At 40.2% G+C, this 16,894-nt stretch carries 14 protein-coding genes; 9 read left to right on the top strand and 5 right to left on the bottom strand.

From position 1 onward, the window contains the following. Positions 1 to 61: 61 nt before the first annotated feature. The gene (locus tag KO530_RS11755; RefSeq protein ID WP_216048634.1) at positions 62 to 253 is read left to right on the top strand and encodes a hypothetical protein; all 192 of its coding nucleotides are present in this window, start codon (positions 62 to 64) and stop codon (positions 251 to 253) included. Between the two features lie 86 nt (positions 254 to 339). Here KO530_RS11755 and KO530_RS11750 read toward each other — a convergent pair whose 3' ends face one another. Then, positions 340 to 1,935 carry a hypothetical protein gene (locus KO530_RS11750; protein WP_216048633.1) on the bottom strand — a complete coding sequence of 532 codons (1,596 nt, stop codon included), beginning with the start codon at positions 1,933 to 1,935 and terminating at the stop codon, positions 340 to 342. 91 nt (positions 1,936 to 2,026) lie between these two features. Further along, positions 2,027 to 2,209: a hypothetical protein gene (locus tag KO530_RS11745; protein ID WP_216048632.1), complete on the bottom strand. Its 183-nt coding sequence runs from the start codon at positions 2,207 to 2,209 to the stop codon at positions 2,027 to 2,029. A gap of 421 nt (positions 2,210 to 2,630) precedes the next feature. On the opposite strand from KO530_RS11745, the gene KO530_RS11740 reads away from it, so the two are divergent. The 8 genes from KO530_RS11740 to KO530_RS11705 all read left to right on the top strand — a co-directional run bounded on the left by KO530_RS11740 (position 2,631) and on the right by KO530_RS11705 (position 12,580). Further along, entirely contained in the window at positions 2,631 to 2,840 is a 210-nt protein-coding gene (locus tag KO530_RS11740; RefSeq protein WP_216048631.1) for a cold-shock protein, read from the top strand. 244 nt (positions 2,841 to 3,084) lie between these two features. Then, positions 3,085 to 5,346 carry a ribonuclease R gene (gene rnr, locus KO530_RS11735; RefSeq protein WP_216048630.1) on the top strand — a complete coding sequence of 754 codons (2,262 nt, stop codon included), beginning with the start codon at positions 3,085 to 3,087 and terminating at the stop codon, positions 5,344 to 5,346. Positions 5,347 to 6,091: 745 nt separating this feature from the next. Further along, positions 6,092 to 6,496, top strand: a complete 405-nt coding sequence (locus KO530_RS11730) for a DUF6088 family protein (RefSeq protein WP_216048629.1) — start codon at positions 6,092 to 6,094, stop codon at positions 6,494 to 6,496. Next, complete coding sequence (locus KO530_RS11725; RefSeq protein ID WP_216048628.1) at positions 6,477 to 7,442, top strand: nucleotidyl transferase AbiEii/AbiGii toxin family protein; 966 nt, start codon at positions 6,477 to 6,479, stop codon at positions 7,440 to 7,442. The genes KO530_RS11730 and KO530_RS11725 overlap by 20 nt, the downstream gene beginning before the upstream one ends. A gap of 54 nt (positions 7,443 to 7,496) precedes the next feature. Next, on the top strand, positions 7,497 to 8,570 hold the full coding sequence (locus KO530_RS11720) for an ABC-three component system protein (RefSeq protein ID WP_216048627.1): 1,074 nt from the start codon (positions 7,497 to 7,499) through the stop codon (positions 8,568 to 8,570). After that, positions 8,558 to 9,013: an ABC-three component system middle component 2 gene (locus KO530_RS11715; RefSeq protein WP_216048626.1), complete on the top strand. Its 456-nt coding sequence runs from the start codon at positions 8,558 to 8,560 to the stop codon at positions 9,011 to 9,013. Before KO530_RS11720 ends, KO530_RS11715 begins: the two co-directional genes overlap by 13 nt. Next, positions 9,010 to 10,830, top strand: coding sequence for a hypothetical protein (locus KO530_RS11710; protein WP_216048625.1), 1,821 nt, complete (start codon positions 9,010 to 9,012; stop codon positions 10,828 to 10,830). The genes KO530_RS11715 and KO530_RS11710 overlap by 4 nt, the downstream gene beginning before the upstream one ends. Positions 10,831 to 11,341: 511 nt before the next feature. Continuing rightward, positions 11,342 to 12,580, top strand: a complete 1,239-nt coding sequence (locus KO530_RS11705; protein WP_216048624.1) for an ATP-binding protein — start codon at positions 11,342 to 11,344, stop codon at positions 12,578 to 12,580. A 343-nt stretch (positions 12,581 to 12,923) separates the two neighbouring features. Here KO530_RS11705 and glmS read toward each other — a convergent pair whose 3' ends face one another. The 3 genes from glmS to KO530_RS11690 form a co-directional block, all read right to left on the bottom strand. Further along, positions 12,924 to 14,756 (bottom strand): glutamine--fructose-6-phosphate transaminase (isomerizing), encoded by a 1,833-nt coding sequence (gene glmS, locus KO530_RS11700; RefSeq protein WP_216048623.1) that lies wholly within the window; start codon positions 14,754 to 14,756, stop codon positions 12,924 to 12,926. Between the two features lie 9 nt (positions 14,757 to 14,765). After that, positions 14,766 to 15,542, bottom strand: a complete 777-nt coding sequence (locus KO530_RS11695) for a DeoR/GlpR family DNA-binding transcription regulator (protein WP_216048622.1) — start codon at positions 15,540 to 15,542, stop codon at positions 14,766 to 14,768. 149 nt (positions 15,543 to 15,691) lie between these two features. Beyond that, positions 15,692 to 16,810 (bottom strand): HDOD domain-containing protein, encoded by a 1,119-nt coding sequence (locus tag KO530_RS11690; protein WP_216048621.1) that lies wholly within the window; start codon positions 16,808 to 16,810, stop codon positions 15,692 to 15,694. Positions 16,811 to 16,894: the final 84 nt, after the last annotated feature.

Raw genomic sequence — 16,894 nt, 5'->3', positions numbered from 1 at the left:
TTTTTTGTTGGAGATTCAGGTCTTATATATCACTTACAGATAAAGAGGCAGCGTGAACAATATGGAAATTAGAATTGGTTTACCTTGCGTGTATGAACAGCTATGTTTCTGGTCTGGCGTGGGCATCGCGGTTTTATTTATCAGCATAATAGCAGCAATCATTATCTCGGTATGGCGAGACAAAATAAAACAACAGAAAAAACGCGAATTGCGGAAAAAGCAAAGACAAAAACGTCGACAAAAGAATTCATAACAATGCCTGTCTATCTTACTTTCCATCTTACTTTACCCGCCTTCTTATACTGTGGACTCGAATTGGCCGATTAATAAAGTAATACATTACTGAATTACGCTATTTGTAAGCCTTATTAAGTTCTTTTCGAATTGCAAAACTTCTTTGCTTTTGCAGTCCATGGTTTTAATTGACTGGTCAAGACCAGCAAGGATATGCCCGCTTTTTTCCAGTGTGAAGAAGCTATCTAAAAAGTCGGCAAATTCGCCGCTCGCGGGGCCGCAGAACCTTTCACATAGTTCAACAAATTCAGGGTTTACACGATACACCTTGCCTATTTTAATGCCGCCAGCACTACCCGCGTAGTTGCCCATTTGGTCTTGATAGTCGATCACGCGAGTGGTGGTGCGGGTATCGACTACTTTAGTTCCTTCACGAAAACAAGCATCCTGACGATTGCCTGTGAGTTTAGCCTTACTTACCGCGAAGCGACTAAAGTCATAAATGTATTTGCTGATCAAAAGTGTTGGGAACTTCATCTTTACATCAACATTTTGGGCACCATTAAGTCCTGCTTCAGCGGCTAGGTTAAAAAATCGTTGAAGATCGGCAGTTCCCGCCTGTTTGGCATACTCAGCTTCCAATTGTTGATTTATTTGAGCAATCTTTTGAGTGTCGTAGCGGTAGATAGCATCTAGATACACACCACCGAGCATTGAACAATAAGGGGAGGAATCACAGGTGCCAAATACTCGCTGATTAATCTTCATGCGTGCAAATGATTTAGCTTTTTCGCTCATATTATGTTGGGCGATGGATACTGAACCTTGATAACTAAGATTAAACCTCATGGACTCCCACCGGTTAACTGAACCTCGTTCATAAAAATGTAGCTCTATAGCCATAAAACGTTTGCAGTGCTCACGCACCCTTGGCAACACCTCTTCACTAACAAATCCCTCAAATCCGATTTTATCATTCCCTTTATAATTGGCCTTAACCCATTCATCACGCTCATCTATGGTGCTATCGAACTCTGCATCGACGTGAGCTATAGAGCCGTAACAAAACGGATCATTGCGAGGATAGAGCAAGAAAGGACCGATTTGGCCAATGACTTTATCTACGCGGTCTAGCTGTTTTGGGGGTGTTAATGCGTTTATACCGTCCTCCCCGAGCGCGGTACGAGCTGCACTTGATGGGTTATACTGAGTGCGAGTGACGATGCCATCACGATAGCGAAATACAAAGTTATCAAAGTCGTAATATCCATAAGAATCTGACCAATCTTGCATAGACAGGCGAATGTTATAGTTTGTCCGAAAACCTTCCGCTCCAGAGCAGGTTTTTTCGATAGCAGGGATAACCTGTTGAAGCACAAATTGTTCGAGATTTGGTTTGAACAACTGTGTTCGTTGTTGGGGGCTGAGCTTATGCTCTACCCGCACAGGGATCGTTTTGGGAAAACTTCTTTTATATTCCAACTTACACCAACCAGACAACGAACCATTATCGTAAGGCATAAGTTTTAATTTATCAGTCTGAAGCAGAATGTGTTCAATAGCTTTGCTCTGGGCAGCAACGAATGAAGGAGATGACAGCAAAAAAAGTGAAATGACCGAGGCCATAATGAACTTTAGATTCCTGAAAACGCTATGTCTTCCCAGAGCATACTTTTGTAGACTTTTTTGTGACCTTGTCATGGGTTAGCCTCCATGAAGAATAAAGACTTCAATTGGTATTTAAGGAATAGCAGAAAATCCCTGATTGGTCTAGCCGCTTACGGATCACGCTTCAAATGACAATGAGTAAACCATAAGCAATTGATGGCAAACGACTCGCATCGTATATAACCCCTTTTTGCTCAGAGCTACCTCGGTCTGTCACATATATCAGTTCCATACTGGTTTCACGCAGTGCTTCGGGAATATCGCTTTCTAAAAAAGGCGTATTGATAAAACCATTCGGTGTCGGCATTAATTTGGGACTGGAAGAACAAGCAGATAGCAAAAGCACTAACAGCGAAATAAAAACGGCACATTGTCCTCTACGTGAAACACCATATTTATTCCTTTTTTCGCTTGTTCGGGAATTTACAAGGCCGATACAAAGGTAATAACCAAGGGAGCAAAATATAACAAACTTATTCGACCTTAGGAATTTTGTTGGTGTTCGGTATAAAAATACACCTTGACTACCCTGCATATTGAGAGTACTTTAGTCCCAAGGTTTGAGAAAAGGCCTGTTTTTGTGAATCCCTCGTTGTTTTCCATTTGTAGTAATCTAGTCATAATAGTTTATTTGTAATACTTCGCGTTATCCTCAGTACAATCTCCATTTTTCACGCTAAATTGCCAATTTTTTTGGCACAATTTTAATTATTTCTAGGATATCTATTATGTCTAATACAACTACTGGTTCAGTAAAATGGTTTAACGAAGGTAAAGGTTTTGGTTTTATCGAACAAGAATCTGGCCCTGACGTTTTCGCTCACTTCAGCGCAATCGTTAGCGATGGCTTTAAAACGTTAGCTGAAGGACAGCGCGTACAATTCTCTGTTACTCAAGGTCAAAAAGGCCCACAAGCAGAAAACATTGTTTGTATCTAAACCGCTTTAACTAAACAGATAAAGCTAATGTCAGATTTTGCTCATATGTAAATGTGAGCAGAAGACTGACATACAATTAAGTCCAACGAGTTATCAATACTTTTACTCGTTTTATTATTTCGACTCATTTTCAGAGTCACACCGCCCTGTTTTTCATAAGTTCTATTTCCAACATACTGGTTTACATCCCCATTTTTGAAAAAACACGTAAAACGCAAGGCGGCTCAAAGAGAATTTTATTAATTTGAATCAAACCGCATCAATTTCAGCAACTCACCCTGCAAATGTTAGAACCTATGACAACCCTATTCCTGGTCGTGAATTTATATTAAGCCTGTTTAGCAACGTCAAAAAACACCTAAACCGCGAACAAATCGCCGATGCATTGGCATTGCACTCCTCACAAGATAAAGAAGCACTAAGAAGACGTTTGCGCGCCATGGAACGTGATGGTCAGCTATCATTTCAGCGCAAGGGCTATCAACTCATCGATCCAGAATCACTGGTAAGTGGCGTCATCAATATTCACCCGGATGGCTTCGGATTCGTCACTTATAGCGAGTCTGAAAAAGACTTATTTCTACCCAAAAACCAATTAAATCACGTATTTGACGGTGATATTGTTCAGGTACTTATTGAACCCACAAAAAACGCAAAACGTGCTTTCAATACGCTGATTAAAGTGCTCGAACGCAACACCACTCACATTGTTGGTTTGCTCCAACGTGAGAGTAAAGGTTACGTCTTGCAGTCAGATAACAGCAAGATTTCACACATTATCCAGGTTGATAAGAGTAAACTCAATCAAGCACGCGTCGGTCAGTATGTGAATGCAAAAATCCTAAATTACCCTAATTTTCGCCAACACACACAAGTTGAAATTACTGACGTACTAGGTAACGTTAGCGATGCCGGAATAGACAGCAAACTTGCCCTTTATCGACACGGTATTTCAGCTCAATGGGATAACACCCTACTTGAAGCAGCAAGCGCTTTGGGTACGCAAGTGTCTGAAAAAGATAAAACCCAGCGCGTAGATTATCGCTCTCTGCCATTTGTGACCATTGATGGTGCCGATGCGAAAGACTTTGATGATGCGGTTTATTGTGAAAAGTTAGAAACTGGCGAATGGCGTCTATTGGTTGCAATAGCAGATGTTTCTCACTACGTTCTGCCAAACGATGATTTAGATATTGAGGCGCAACAACGAGCGACATCAATTTATCTTCCAGATCAGGTTGTTCCTATGTTACCTGAAGCCTTGTCCAACGGACTTTGCTCGCTAAACCCAGATGAAGATCGCTTAGTGATGGTTTGCGAAATGACAATTAATCAAAAAGGGCTAGTTAGCAACGCTCAGTTTTCTGAGGGCTTGATTAAGTCTCATGCTCGATTAACATACAATCAAGCTAATGCACTTGTTACTAAACCAGGTAGTAAGCTGGGTAAGACAATTTCCGATTCCAATCCAGAAATAGTGCCACATGTTGCAAACTTACACTCTTTGTATAGAGTTTTAGGCAAACAACGCAAACAACGAGGTGCAATTGAATTCGAAACACAAGAACTCGCGCTTAAACTCAACAAAAATAAAAACATCGCCAACATATCACCGCTGAAGCGCAACGACGCGCATCGAATGATAGAAGAGTTCATGCTTTGCGCCAATGTCGCCACTGCGCAGTTTTTAGAACGTAACAAAATTCCGAGTTTATTTAGAGTACATGCCGGTCCGCAACAGAAAAAGTTAACGGCACTTCGCGCATTTTTGTCAGACAAAGGTTTACACCTCGGCGGCGGAGATAAGCCAACACCTCATCACTATAATAATTTATTAAAAAAGGTGAGTAAAAGAGCGGATGCAAAGGTGATTCAAACCTTGTTACTTCGCTCACAAAGTCAGGCGGAATATTCGCCAAATAATCAAGGACACTTTGGTTTAGCTTACGACGCCTATGCCCATTTCACTTCGCCAATTAGGCGCTACCCTGATTTATTAACTCACCGAGCAATTCGCGCAAAGATTCGAAAACAACAAAAAAGAACGGGGTTGCAATGGGTATTACGCCAATTGAAGTTGGATAAATTGCAAAATAAGACACTGCCTAAAACGGCATATCCCTATAACCCCGAAGAGATTGAGCTTTTATCAGTGCATTGCTCTAACCAATCGCGCTTAGCAGACATCGTTAGTCGCGAAGTTGAAAACGCAATGATGTGCAAGTATATGCAACCTTTTATCGGCAATTCTTTTGAAGCATGTATATCGGGAATGAACAGCTCAGGTTTATTTGTTACGTTAGCGCAATCTGGTGCCGAAGGCCTAGTGCACATTGCAAGTTTGCCCGGTCAAGGATTTAACTTTGACGCAAATAAGCAAAAATTAACCAACAACCATCATGAATTTGAAATAGGGAATGAAGTCACGGTTGTTTTAAAAGACGTTGACTCACTTAACCGTAAAATGAATTTCGAACTCCCTTTAGATTCCTCTGCAGTCGTTTAAATGCATAAGATTTACGATGAGTTTAAACCTGATTGAACTCGATAGCCTCAAGCGGCCAGATTCACACTTTGAAAAGATGACACAAACTTAGTTGCTTCGCTTTTCTTAAGAATCAAGTTTGTGGCTGTCCATGTAAATGCCGACGACTTCTCTATAAGCACAGCTAATTCTTGTTTGTTGGTGCGCCCTGTAGGACGTCTCGATAGGCATGAAAATACCCATCTTTTGTCAATGCAACCACACATCAAAAACTTGAGTCAGTTTCAAACCCGCAATTTTGTGTACTTAGATTTTGCCTAAATTACCCAATGTTTGTAACTAGGAAAAACCAAAGCTAAAACTTTATAAAAATTCGACTGATTAATGTTTGAAACTCAGACTTACTAAATAAACTGACAGGCGGGTTTGAGCGAAAAGCGGACCGTGACCACCGCGATGGTGGTGGTCTGCTTAAGACAAAAAGCTGACCTTGCCGCTAACTCATCATTGCCCCAGAATGAGTTAATAAGGAGTATTGACCACAATGGTCTATACCCACGTAACCAACCCTGAGCTTGAACGCGCTTACGAGAAGTCGCACCCTGCTGCTAGAATAAGATAAAATATGATTTAAATTCAAAAAATTATGTCATTTTTGCAATATATATTATGTCGTATTTTTGTAGCTTTCTATTGTCGTATTTTAGAGATTGATAAATGTCGTATTTTTGCGTATTATATATACAGTATGTATAGGGGGTCTCAGATGACGATACAAGATAGAATACAGAAACGAGTGAAACGCTGTAAGCGTTCTGTTTTCTTGCGTTCTGATTTTAAAGATATCGCTGACTATGACCAAGTAGGGCGAGGGATTAGAAGCCTTGTTCGTGAGGGCTTGCTGATTAAAATTGGTTATGGTCTTTATGCGCGAGCTAGGGTGAATCGTATTACGGGTAAGTTGATGCCTGATAATACTGCTGGTGCTGATGGCGTGCTTATAGAGGCGATGGAAAGGCTAGGTGTTGATTACAAGTTCGATGACTTGTCGAGTATGAACTTTTCAGGCGAGAGCACGCAAATTCCTGCAAACGTGAAGATCATTCCAAAAGATCCGCGCTTTACCCGTAAAATTGCTGTAGGGAAACAGTGTGTCAACGAAGCTCGATAGTTCCTTATTTGTCGATGTTGCCGATGCCATAGGCTTAGGCAACCCGGCAATTGTTGAGAAGGACTATTACGTTGTTCAACTGCTTCAGCTTATCTCATCTCTTGACCTCGAATATCACCAGATCGTGTTTTCTGGTGGAACCGCACTTGCTAAGTCTGCAATCAAAACGTACCGAATGTCAGAAGACATTGATATTAAGCTCATTCCTAAGGAAAACTATTCTGAGTTGACCTCACGAAATAGCAGGAAGCAAGTTAGAAAGGCTGTGAAGCAATTTATTGCATCATTGCTCGAACAACATTCGCTTTTCGTCATTGAGGAAAAGGCGATAGTTAGGGATGAGTACCGTTATTTCGTTTTTAACATTCGTTATCCACAAGAGCACCAACAAGCGCCTTGCTTGAGGCCGTTTATAAAATTGGAGTTCATTGAGTCAGACCTTTTAAGTGAGCCACAAACAAGAAGTATCCAGTCGATTTATTCTGAGGTTGTAAAAACTAACATCGAAGTGGAAAAGTTGGGATGTGCGGCAATCATAGATACCCAAGCAGAGAAATTACTTTCGATGATGCGCAGAACAGCCAGTGCTGCAAGAAACGCTGAGCGGGGTGATGATGAAACGCTCATCAGGCATATCTATGATACTTACCACATTCAACTTGCTCAACCTTCCAAAATTGAAATACTTGGCCCATTAGTCGCGAAAGCCATTCAATCTGATGTCGGACGTTACGGTAACCAGCACCCACAGATGGTTGACTCTCCTATTGATGAACTCCGCTATGGACTGAAACTATTGGTGGAAGAGGAAAAGTTTATCGAACGCTACAATAGCTATGTCAGCCCTATGGTGTATGCCGACGATCCCACTCAATGGTTCGATGCACTAGCTGTTTTTCTAAAGTTGGCTAATGAAGTGTTGGATTACATAGAGCAAAAACGTTAGCCTGCTATATGAAAATTATTTAGTAAAAATAATAATATGGAACAGATGAAGTAGATGGAATTAGAAAGTGAAATGCCTTCCCCGAAAGCAGATAGTGCTCCTCTATCAGCTGTATCAGCATTGGCTGGAGAAATTATTCCGCCCTTAAAGCGACTACAGCAGATGAATGAGGGTGACTGGGAAGACTTTACCGCCGAATTAGCGACTTGCTGGAAGACGCAATATTTAAGAGTAAACAGAGTTGGTGGCGCTGGTGATATGGGGCGTGATGTTATTGCTTACACCCCAGATGAGAGTTGGGAAAACTTTCAGTGTAAATATTATAGCTCACCATTGAATTTGACAGATATTCTTTTAGAAATTGGTAAGCTTTGTTATCACTCACATCAAGGGCATTTTTCTATGCCTGCAAAATACTACTTTGTTGCTAAGAGTGGCTTAAATGGCGTTAGCCTTAATGCCCTTAAAGATTCTAATAAGCTGAAAGCAGAACTCATTTCTGGTTGGGATAAAAAGTGCAAAGACAAAATCACCAAGAAAAAGAGTGTAAGCCTAGAAGGTGATTTTCTTAAATTTGTTGAGCATGATGTTGATTTTACAATATTTGATCAAATCCCACAGTTGAAGCTTATCGAATTACATAAAAATCATACTCCTTATTACATAAGAAGATTTGGAGCATTAGAGTTTGATCGACCAGCCCCTGCAACACCTCCAAGCGATATTCAAAATAATGAATTGAAATATATTGCAGAGTTATTAAAGGCAATAGAGTCTATAGAATCTCAGGTGAGTTCTGTTGATGATTTGAAAGCATTTCCTGAGTTTTTGATGGAACTAAAAAGTGCGCGTAAAAACTTCTATTCAGCAGAAAGTTTAGAGAAATTTTCCAGAGACTCAATGCCTCCTGATACATACGAAAATTTGCTTGAAGATTGTTATGAAGCAATGTCTAGCCTTGTTTTGATGGTTCACAACAATGGTTGGGATAAATATTTGGCGATCTCAAGTCACGTAACACAAGTTTCATTTTCATCGCATCCATTAAATCTATACATGAGTATTCGGGATAAGAAAGGCGCTTGCCACCAACTGGTGAATAAAGGAGCTTTAAAATGGAACAAGTAAAACTTAAAGTCCCTCAAATATTCAATAGTGATGTCGAATTGGCGACTAGAGTTGCACTAATACTATCGAGTATGGAAGGTAAGAAATTCGACATAGATGCATTGGTCTTACTAGACTACGCACTATTGTATTCAAGTGAATTCAATGGGCCATCAAATTTGCATCCGGCTGTACCAAATCATTTGGCTGAAATTGCGCAACGAAGAGAGCTTCTTCCTAAGTCGCTTTTGTTTTTTATTAAAAAAGGGCTTATTGATGTTCACTATGATGAAAATGGAAAGTCTTTTTGTGCGAATGAAAATACAAATAGCTTTGTTAGCTGCTTAAATTCGAATTATTTCATCAAAATTTGGGAACGATTAAGTTGGTTGTCTGAGCATTACAATCGGATTATCCAGATACCAATAATGGAGTTAAGAAAAGGAGTATCGAGTTCGGCATGATTATCAAAAGAATATCCGTAACAGGAAAAGGAAAACCAAAGGCTGAACTTTGCTTTGATAAAGGATTAAATGTTGTCGCTGGTGCATCAGATACGGGCAAGTCATATGTCATTAAGTGTTTTCAATACATTTTTGGTGGCGAAGAACCTCCTAAAAATATTGATGAAGCTAAAGGTTATAATACTGTTGAAACAGAGATTCAAGTAGACGAAAAAGAAAGCTTTATTCTTCGAAGGGAGATATCGGCTACCAAGCCTAAGGTTACTCTAATTGAGCTTGAGCCAGATGGTACAGCATCAGAAACTATTGTTTTAAACCCAAGCCACAAAGGAAAAAATAACCTATCGGCACATGTGCTCGGAAAATTGGGCCTAAATGACAAGGTATTAGTAAATGGTGTACAGAGTTTAAAAACCTCTTCTTTGACTTTGCGCGTTCTGAGTAAACTATTTTTGGTCGACGAGGGACGAATAATTACCGAATCTTCACCTTTGGGTGAAGGTCAGCGAGAACATACACAAGAAACGTCATTACTTAAGACTTTGCTTACTGGCGCAGATGACTCAGCGGTGAAAGAGTTAAAACAACAACAAGATACAGAAGGAGCTGTAGAGTCGCGTGTCAAAGCTTTGGAGGAGTATGTCGCCAAGAAATTTTCTAACCATGAAGAAGTAAAGTCTACAGCGGAAAAGTTAGACTCAGAATTGAATGAGTTAGAGAAATCTCTATCTAAGGCTCAAGACGAACTAAGTGCTCTGGTTGAAGCCAATAGTGAACTTGATTCTAGACGGAATAAATTTAGGGGTGAGCTAAGCAAATTACGTGAAACAGAAAAAGAAAACCTTCTACTTCAGGGAAGATTTAGTCTTTTAATTGATAAATATAATTCAGATTTGGAAAGGTTAGAAGCAGGAGCTGAAGCGGCTTCTTTTGTAGAACTATACGAGATGGCAAATTGTCCTACATGCGGCCAAGAGTTTGAAAAAGAAAAAGATGTAGAAGAGCTAAAGCAATTAATGCAAAGCACTGAAGCGGAAATCAATAAAAATAAATTTCAAGTTACAGGGTTAACGGATTCAATTGAAGACCTAAAACAAGAGTACCAATTGCTTGCAAAAGAAATAGTTCAAAAAGAAGCAACAGTTAAAGAGCTATCGGAGTTAATCGAAGGGAATATATCTTCGAAGTTCAAAGACTATAACGTAGCTATTCGATTATTAAATAGTAAAAAGAATGAATTTTTAAAGCAAAGAGCCAAAGTCGACTCTCGTGAAAGCCTATTGAAAGAAATTGGTGAGTTGCGGGTTCAGCTTGAAGACAGAACTGAAAAATATGTATTCCCTGATTTTAGTGTTGAGTTAACCACACTTTGCAAGAATATAAGTGAAATCTTAAAGCGTTGGTCATTTCCCGGGCATGAAAATGTTACTTTTGATATGAAAGCTAGGGATTTGATAATTGGTGGTAAGCCAAGATCTCATTTTGGTAAAGGATATCGAGCAATTTCGTATGCAGCTTTCTCACTAGGCTTAATGGAGTATTTGTCTAAGTTTGAGCGCCATCCAAAGTTTGTAATTTTGGACTCGCCTTTGACCACTTATCGTGCGGGTGATAATGATGAGAATGATGATGAGGTTCAACTACAGAAAGATATGATTTTTGCTTTCTACATCGATCTTTGTGATTCATTTAATGATAAACAAATAATCGTGTTTGAGAACCAAGAGCCTGAAGAAGCTTTAAAACCAAAAATGACTTACTACCACTTTTCAAAAAATAAGGAAATTGGTCGATATGGATTCTTTCCAGTAACATAATTTAAGGATCGTAAATCCGCTGTATCCATACAAACAGGGTGCTTTATGATCCAAAGCTAATTCCAACGTTAGCTCGTTTTTGGCCACTAAAAAGCGAAAGCGGCCGTCCGCTTCACGTACACAGCAGTCAGTGAGTTACGTCAAACTCAGTGACTGCAAATGGCACAAAGTTCTCAGTCAGAATTAACGTAAAACTATCCGTTCAAGCAGTGCATGCGTCGAACAGGTTCCCAAGGCTAAATGACTGCTTTAGAAAATAGCACAGAAGAAAATGAAATGACCGTTCCTCGATAAGCTTATCTGCCGTTCAAAATATTTTATTGAACGACATTAATTTGCAGTGATAATGCCGACAAAAACTGGTTTGAGTAAGCTATTAAATAAGTATTCGTACTCGCGCACTTTCAATTGGACGACATTAAACTTTCAATTGGACGACATTAAACTTTCAATTGGACGAAATAAATTCTACTATTAGTCAGAATCATACTTAACCCAATTGAGTCGCATAATGTTTGAACGTTTCGCTAAAAAAAATTTATTAGATGCGCTTAGTGACACACCTGTTGTGCTAATTCATGGTTCTCGTCAATGTGGTAAAACAACGCTCGCACAACTTGTAGGTGAAAAGCAGGGCTATTACTATCTGACCTTTGATGATACTAACCAACTCAACTCTGCAAAAAACGACCCTGTGGGTTTTATCGATAATTTACCAGAAAAAGTCATTATCGACGAAGTCCAGCGTGCTCCAGAAATATTTACAAGTATTAAGGCTAGCGTTGATAAAAATAGAAAACCTGGACGTTTTATACTAACTGGCTCGGCAAACGTTTTACTCCTTCCAAAGTTATCGGATTCGCTCGCGGGTAGGGTAGAAATTATTCATCTAAGAGCGTTATCGAAAGCTGAAATTATTGGTCGCCAATCCAGCGTCATGCTAAGCATATTTACACGCACCTTAGATCAAAATGTCAAAACAACTGGATATGTAAAACTTGGGAAAAAGATTAACACGTTAATCACTGCTGGCGGCTACCCTTCTGCACTTAGCCGAACTAGTGAAAACAGGAAAATGGCATGGTATCGAGATTTTACTAACACTATTATTCAACGAGATATTCAGGATATTGCCAGTATTCAGAATATAAGCATACTCCCGAAATTACTTCAGCTCTGCGCCAGTCAGACTGCTAGATTGTTCAACGTATCTGACTTAGCGTCCCCCTTTTCAGTAAGCCGCCCCACTATAAAAGAATACATTACATTACTTGAACAAATATTCTTAGTTGAGCAAATTCAGCCATGGCACACTAACCGCTTGAGTCGTTTAATCAAGACCCCCAAAATACATTTAGCAGACACGGGATTAGCGTGTGCCTTACTTAACGTAAAAAGTGATGACTTGGAGAAAGATAGAAGTTTGTTAGGACAGCTTCTTGAAACTTACGTGTATCAAGAATTACAAAAATATGCCAGTTGGCAAGACAACAATATAGATATTTACCATTTCAGGAACAAAGACAAAGTAGAGGTCGATTTCGTTATACAAGACGGCAAGTATATTACTGGTATAGAAGTGAAAGCGTCTGCGACCATCCAATTAAGTGATTTCAAGGGACTCATTAAGTTACGTGATGCGGTTAACGACTGTTTTGCAAATGGTGTTGTATTTTACGACGGAGATACAATACTCTCTTTTGGTGACCGCTTATTTGCAATCCCTTATGCTGCATTTTTAGCGAGTTGAACATACTTTTGACCTAGAACTAATTAGCCTTTCAGTTCCAAATGACCGGTTTAGGGCTAGAATTTAACCCCAAAAGCCAGGTTTTTAAATGACTCCTAATCGCTCTAAGCCGTCCTACAATTAGTTTAATCAATTATCGGTAAACAACCTTTTGCATTTCATCTGGTGACTGATTTGAAACGGCCGCTTTCTTCAACAATACAAATAATATTTAAGCCTAAATGTCGGCAATTGGCACAAACCCAACCAAAACCTAGTGACGTGGCTGTGCGAGTTTCAAACTTTAATGTCTAGTTTCAAACTTTAATATGCTCGCACAAGGGCCTTTCGGCCCTTTTAGTTTCTATTCAACAGTAACTGACTTGGCCAAGTTTCGCGGTTGGTCAACATCTGTACCTTTAATTACGGCTACGTAGTAGGAAAGTAATTGTAAGGGCAGTGTGTACACGATTGGTGCGATAGCTGGCTCACAATGAGGCACATTAATAACTCGCATGGTGTCGTCACTGGCGAATTTTGCTTGCCTATCGGCGAACACATACATAATACCGCCTCGGGCGCGCACTTCTTCTACATTGGATTTTAACTTTTCTAAAAGTTCGTTATTAGGAGCAACGACTATTACTGGCATTTCGTCATCGATTAACGCCAGAGGTCCGTGTTTTAATTCTCCAGATGCGTAAGCTTCAGCGTGGATGTATGAAATTTCTTTGAGCTTTAACGCACCCTCCATAGCAATCGGGTATTGGTCACCACGGCCTAAGAAAAGGCTGTGTTGTTTATCGGCAAACTCTTCGGCTAAATCTTCAATTCCAGCGGTTAAACTTAAGGTTTCTTCAAGTTTAGCTGGCAAGCTGTGTAAACCGCTAACAATCGACTTCTTATCTATTTCAGATATGCCATTGTACTTACCTAGGGCCAATGTCAGCATCAAGAAACCAGTCAACTGAGTGGTGAACGCTTTGGTAGAAGCAACGCCTATTTCTGCACCTGCTAAGGTCATAAACGCCATGTCAGATTCGCGCACTAACGATGAACCTGGCACATTACATATCGCCAAACTCGACATATAACCGACGTTTTTGGCTAATCTTAGCGCGGCTAAGGTATCGGCAGTTTCACCAGATTGAGAAATAGTCACCAACAAGCTGTTGGGGTGTACCACTGATTTGCGATAACGAAACTCAGAAGCAATTTCAACGTTACAAGATACGTTGGCATATTGTTCCAGCCAATAGCGCGCCGTCATACCGGCATGATAACTAGTACCACATGCGATGATTTGCACATGTTTAATATCTTTTAAGATGGCCTCAGAACCTGCCCCAAATATCCCTTCAACTAAGTCAGTCTCACCTAAGCGGTCTTGCAGAGTATTGCGCACAACTATGGGCTGCTCATGGATTTCCTTGAGCATATAATGACGATATCCGCCTTTGTCGCCAGCATCATGTTCAATATCTGAATCGAATACATCGCGCTCTACCAACGTACCTGTAGCATCGTATACTTTGATGCTTGTACGAGTTATCTCTGCGACGTCGCCTTCTTCTAAGAACATAAAACGACGAGTAACCGGCAATAAAGCCATTTGGTCTGATGCGATAAAATTCTCGCCAATCCCTAAACCTATTACCAATGGACTGCCTGAACGAGCAACAATAACGCGATTTGCGTCCATTTTGTCCATAATCACGGTACCGTAAGCACCATGAAATTGGCTCACAGAATCTTGCACTGCTTGTAGCAGATCTTTGCCATTTTTAAGCTCTTCATGAACCGTGTGAGCAATGGTTTCAGTGTCGGTATCTGAACCAAAGGTATAACCTTTGGCTTGTAAATCGGCACGCAGATCTTCATAGTTTTCGATGATGCCGTTATGCACCACGGCAATCCGGTCATTTGAAAAGTGTGGGTGTGCATTTTTCTGAGTAACACCGCCATGGGTGGCCCAGCGAGTATGCGCTATACCGGTAGAACCTTTCACTGGATTCGCTTCAATCGCATCACTTAGTGCTTTTACTTTTCCAATCTGACGTTCACGGGTCAAGTTGCCGTTGCCATCCAACACTGCCACTCCAGCTGAATCGTATCCGCGATACTCGAGTCGTCTCAGTCCTTCTAACAATATTTCAACTACGTTGCGTTCGGCAATTGCGCCTACTATCCCACACATAATCTTCTCCTAATGTGTTTCAAGGGTTGGAGCGCAAATCACATTTACGCCGTGTTGTTCAATTTGATGTTTGGCTTGTTCATCAATGCCATCATCAGTCACCAATATTGAGATTTTTGACCAGGGCAATTCCACATTGGGTATTTTGCGCTGTAATTTTTCTGATTCCGCCATCACAATCACTTGTTTTGATACTTCTGCCATGGTGCGGCTCAATGAGGTTAACTCATTGAAAGTTGTAGAACCGCGCTGTGTATCTAAACCTGCAGCACCTAAAAATGCCTGATCGAAATTGTAAGCCTTGAGCATTTGTTCAGCCATTTGACCTTGGAAAGAATGGGACTGCTGATCCCAAGTTCCACCAGTCATCAAAACTTGAGGTTCGTTTTCACGTTCTAATAAATCATTCGCCACATGCAGCGAATTAGTCATGATAACTAAGCCCCGCTTGGCAGGTAAATGCGGTATTAATGCAGCAGTAGTGCTGCCACTATCAATAATAATGCGATTATGATCTTGAATAAGAGTAGCTGCGGCAATGGCAATAGCTTTCTTTCGACTCGAAAGCTTTTCATTGGTTAATTCAGAAGATTCTGACGGCAATAAGACAGCGCCACCAAATTTTCTGAGCAATAACCCGTTACTTTCGAGTTCTGATAAATCTTTTCGAATCGTTACTTCAGAGGTTGAAAACAGCTTAGATAAAGCGTCTACAGCGACTTCTCCACGTTCGTTTAAACGCTCAATGATAGCTCTACGACGTTGTTGGGTATTGCGTTTTTGCACTATTGTATCCACCGATGAAAGCACTTAAGTTTCGAAACGAAAGAAATAATAGACAATAATTTACGAATTGCAAGTATTTAGTTTCATACCTGTGTATTTTTCGATCAAAAGGAGAAAAGCTGAGATAAACAATTTGCCACCAATCAAGATTAATTCTCGGTAGGCGGCAATATTCCAAGGTTTTGTTTTAGCAGGTCTTTGGCTTGGTCACTCAATAATGCTTCTGCAAGCATTTCTTCTAACGCCAACTCGTCGTAATCACCTGCTTGGAAGGTAAGACTGATCTCACTCATTAAGTTAGCTTCAAAAAGTGTCGCCGAGAGTGGCGAGAGCTCTGAGATCTTAGATATGGATATAGTTTGGTCTTTTACCACTTCGATTATTAAAGAAGGCATTTCCCATATTTTCATTAGCTCAACACTGAGCAACATAGAGCGCTGACTGAGAAATTTCTTAAACACCAATGAATCTTGTTTGAAGTCTGGATGACTTTTTTGAAACGCTTCAACCATAAATTGGAAAATAACGATTTTGCCTAAATCATGCATCAAGCCAATAATATAGGCAGCATCAGCATTCAAATTGCGCGCTTGGGCTAGGGTTTTGGCAAGCACCGCTACCTCTTGGCTATGCAACCAAACTTTTTCTCCAAATGCTTTAAAATAAATCGGTTTTTGATGACATAAGTTTTTTACAAAACCATTTAAAACAAATTCTTTTATATCTTTTGCCCCCATCAACATAAACGCTTTTTGCAGATCGGTGATTTCATTATTTCCACGTTTATAAGCAGGGCTGTTGGCTTTTTTCATCAGCTCGCTTGCAATACTCGGCTCTTGTTCAATCACTTTGATGAATTCAGTCAAGTTAAAGTCGGGATCGTTCAATAAATTAGTTAAGGTCAGCACAGACTGCGGCAGAACTGGGAAATGGGTTAACACGTCTTGCGGATTTTTAAGGGCGTGATTCACCCGAGTTAAGATATATTGTTCTAGTGGATTTAAGGTGGTACTGGTTTCAGATGGCCCTAACAAATAATCGTAGAACAGAAACTCCAAGCGGTTAAATGAAGCAACGCTAAGAGTGATACTTTTTGCAGGTACTGGAATATCAGGTAAATTAGATTCAGCAGGGCTCGCTTGTTTTGTTACTTCCGGTAAGCCACTTTTTGCCGAATCTATAACCGCAGACGTCTTGATTAACGGAGTTTTAACCGCTGGTTTGGGTGTTGAGCGCTTAAACAAGCGAGAGATCAATTTTTCAAACATATTCGAATTTGCAAACCAGTAATTTTGTTTAAGGCCTATTGAAATACACGATAACAACCTGAATCAATTTCTATCTAATATTAG

The sequence above is a fragment of the Aliiglaciecola lipolytica genome (assembly GCF_018860635.1).
GTDB lineage: Bacteria > Pseudomonadota > Gammaproteobacteria > Enterobacterales > Alteromonadaceae > Aliiglaciecola > Aliiglaciecola lipolytica_A.
The sequence above is the reverse complement of the archived record's forward strand: the minus strand, read 5'-3'. Positions and strand labels throughout refer to the sequence as shown.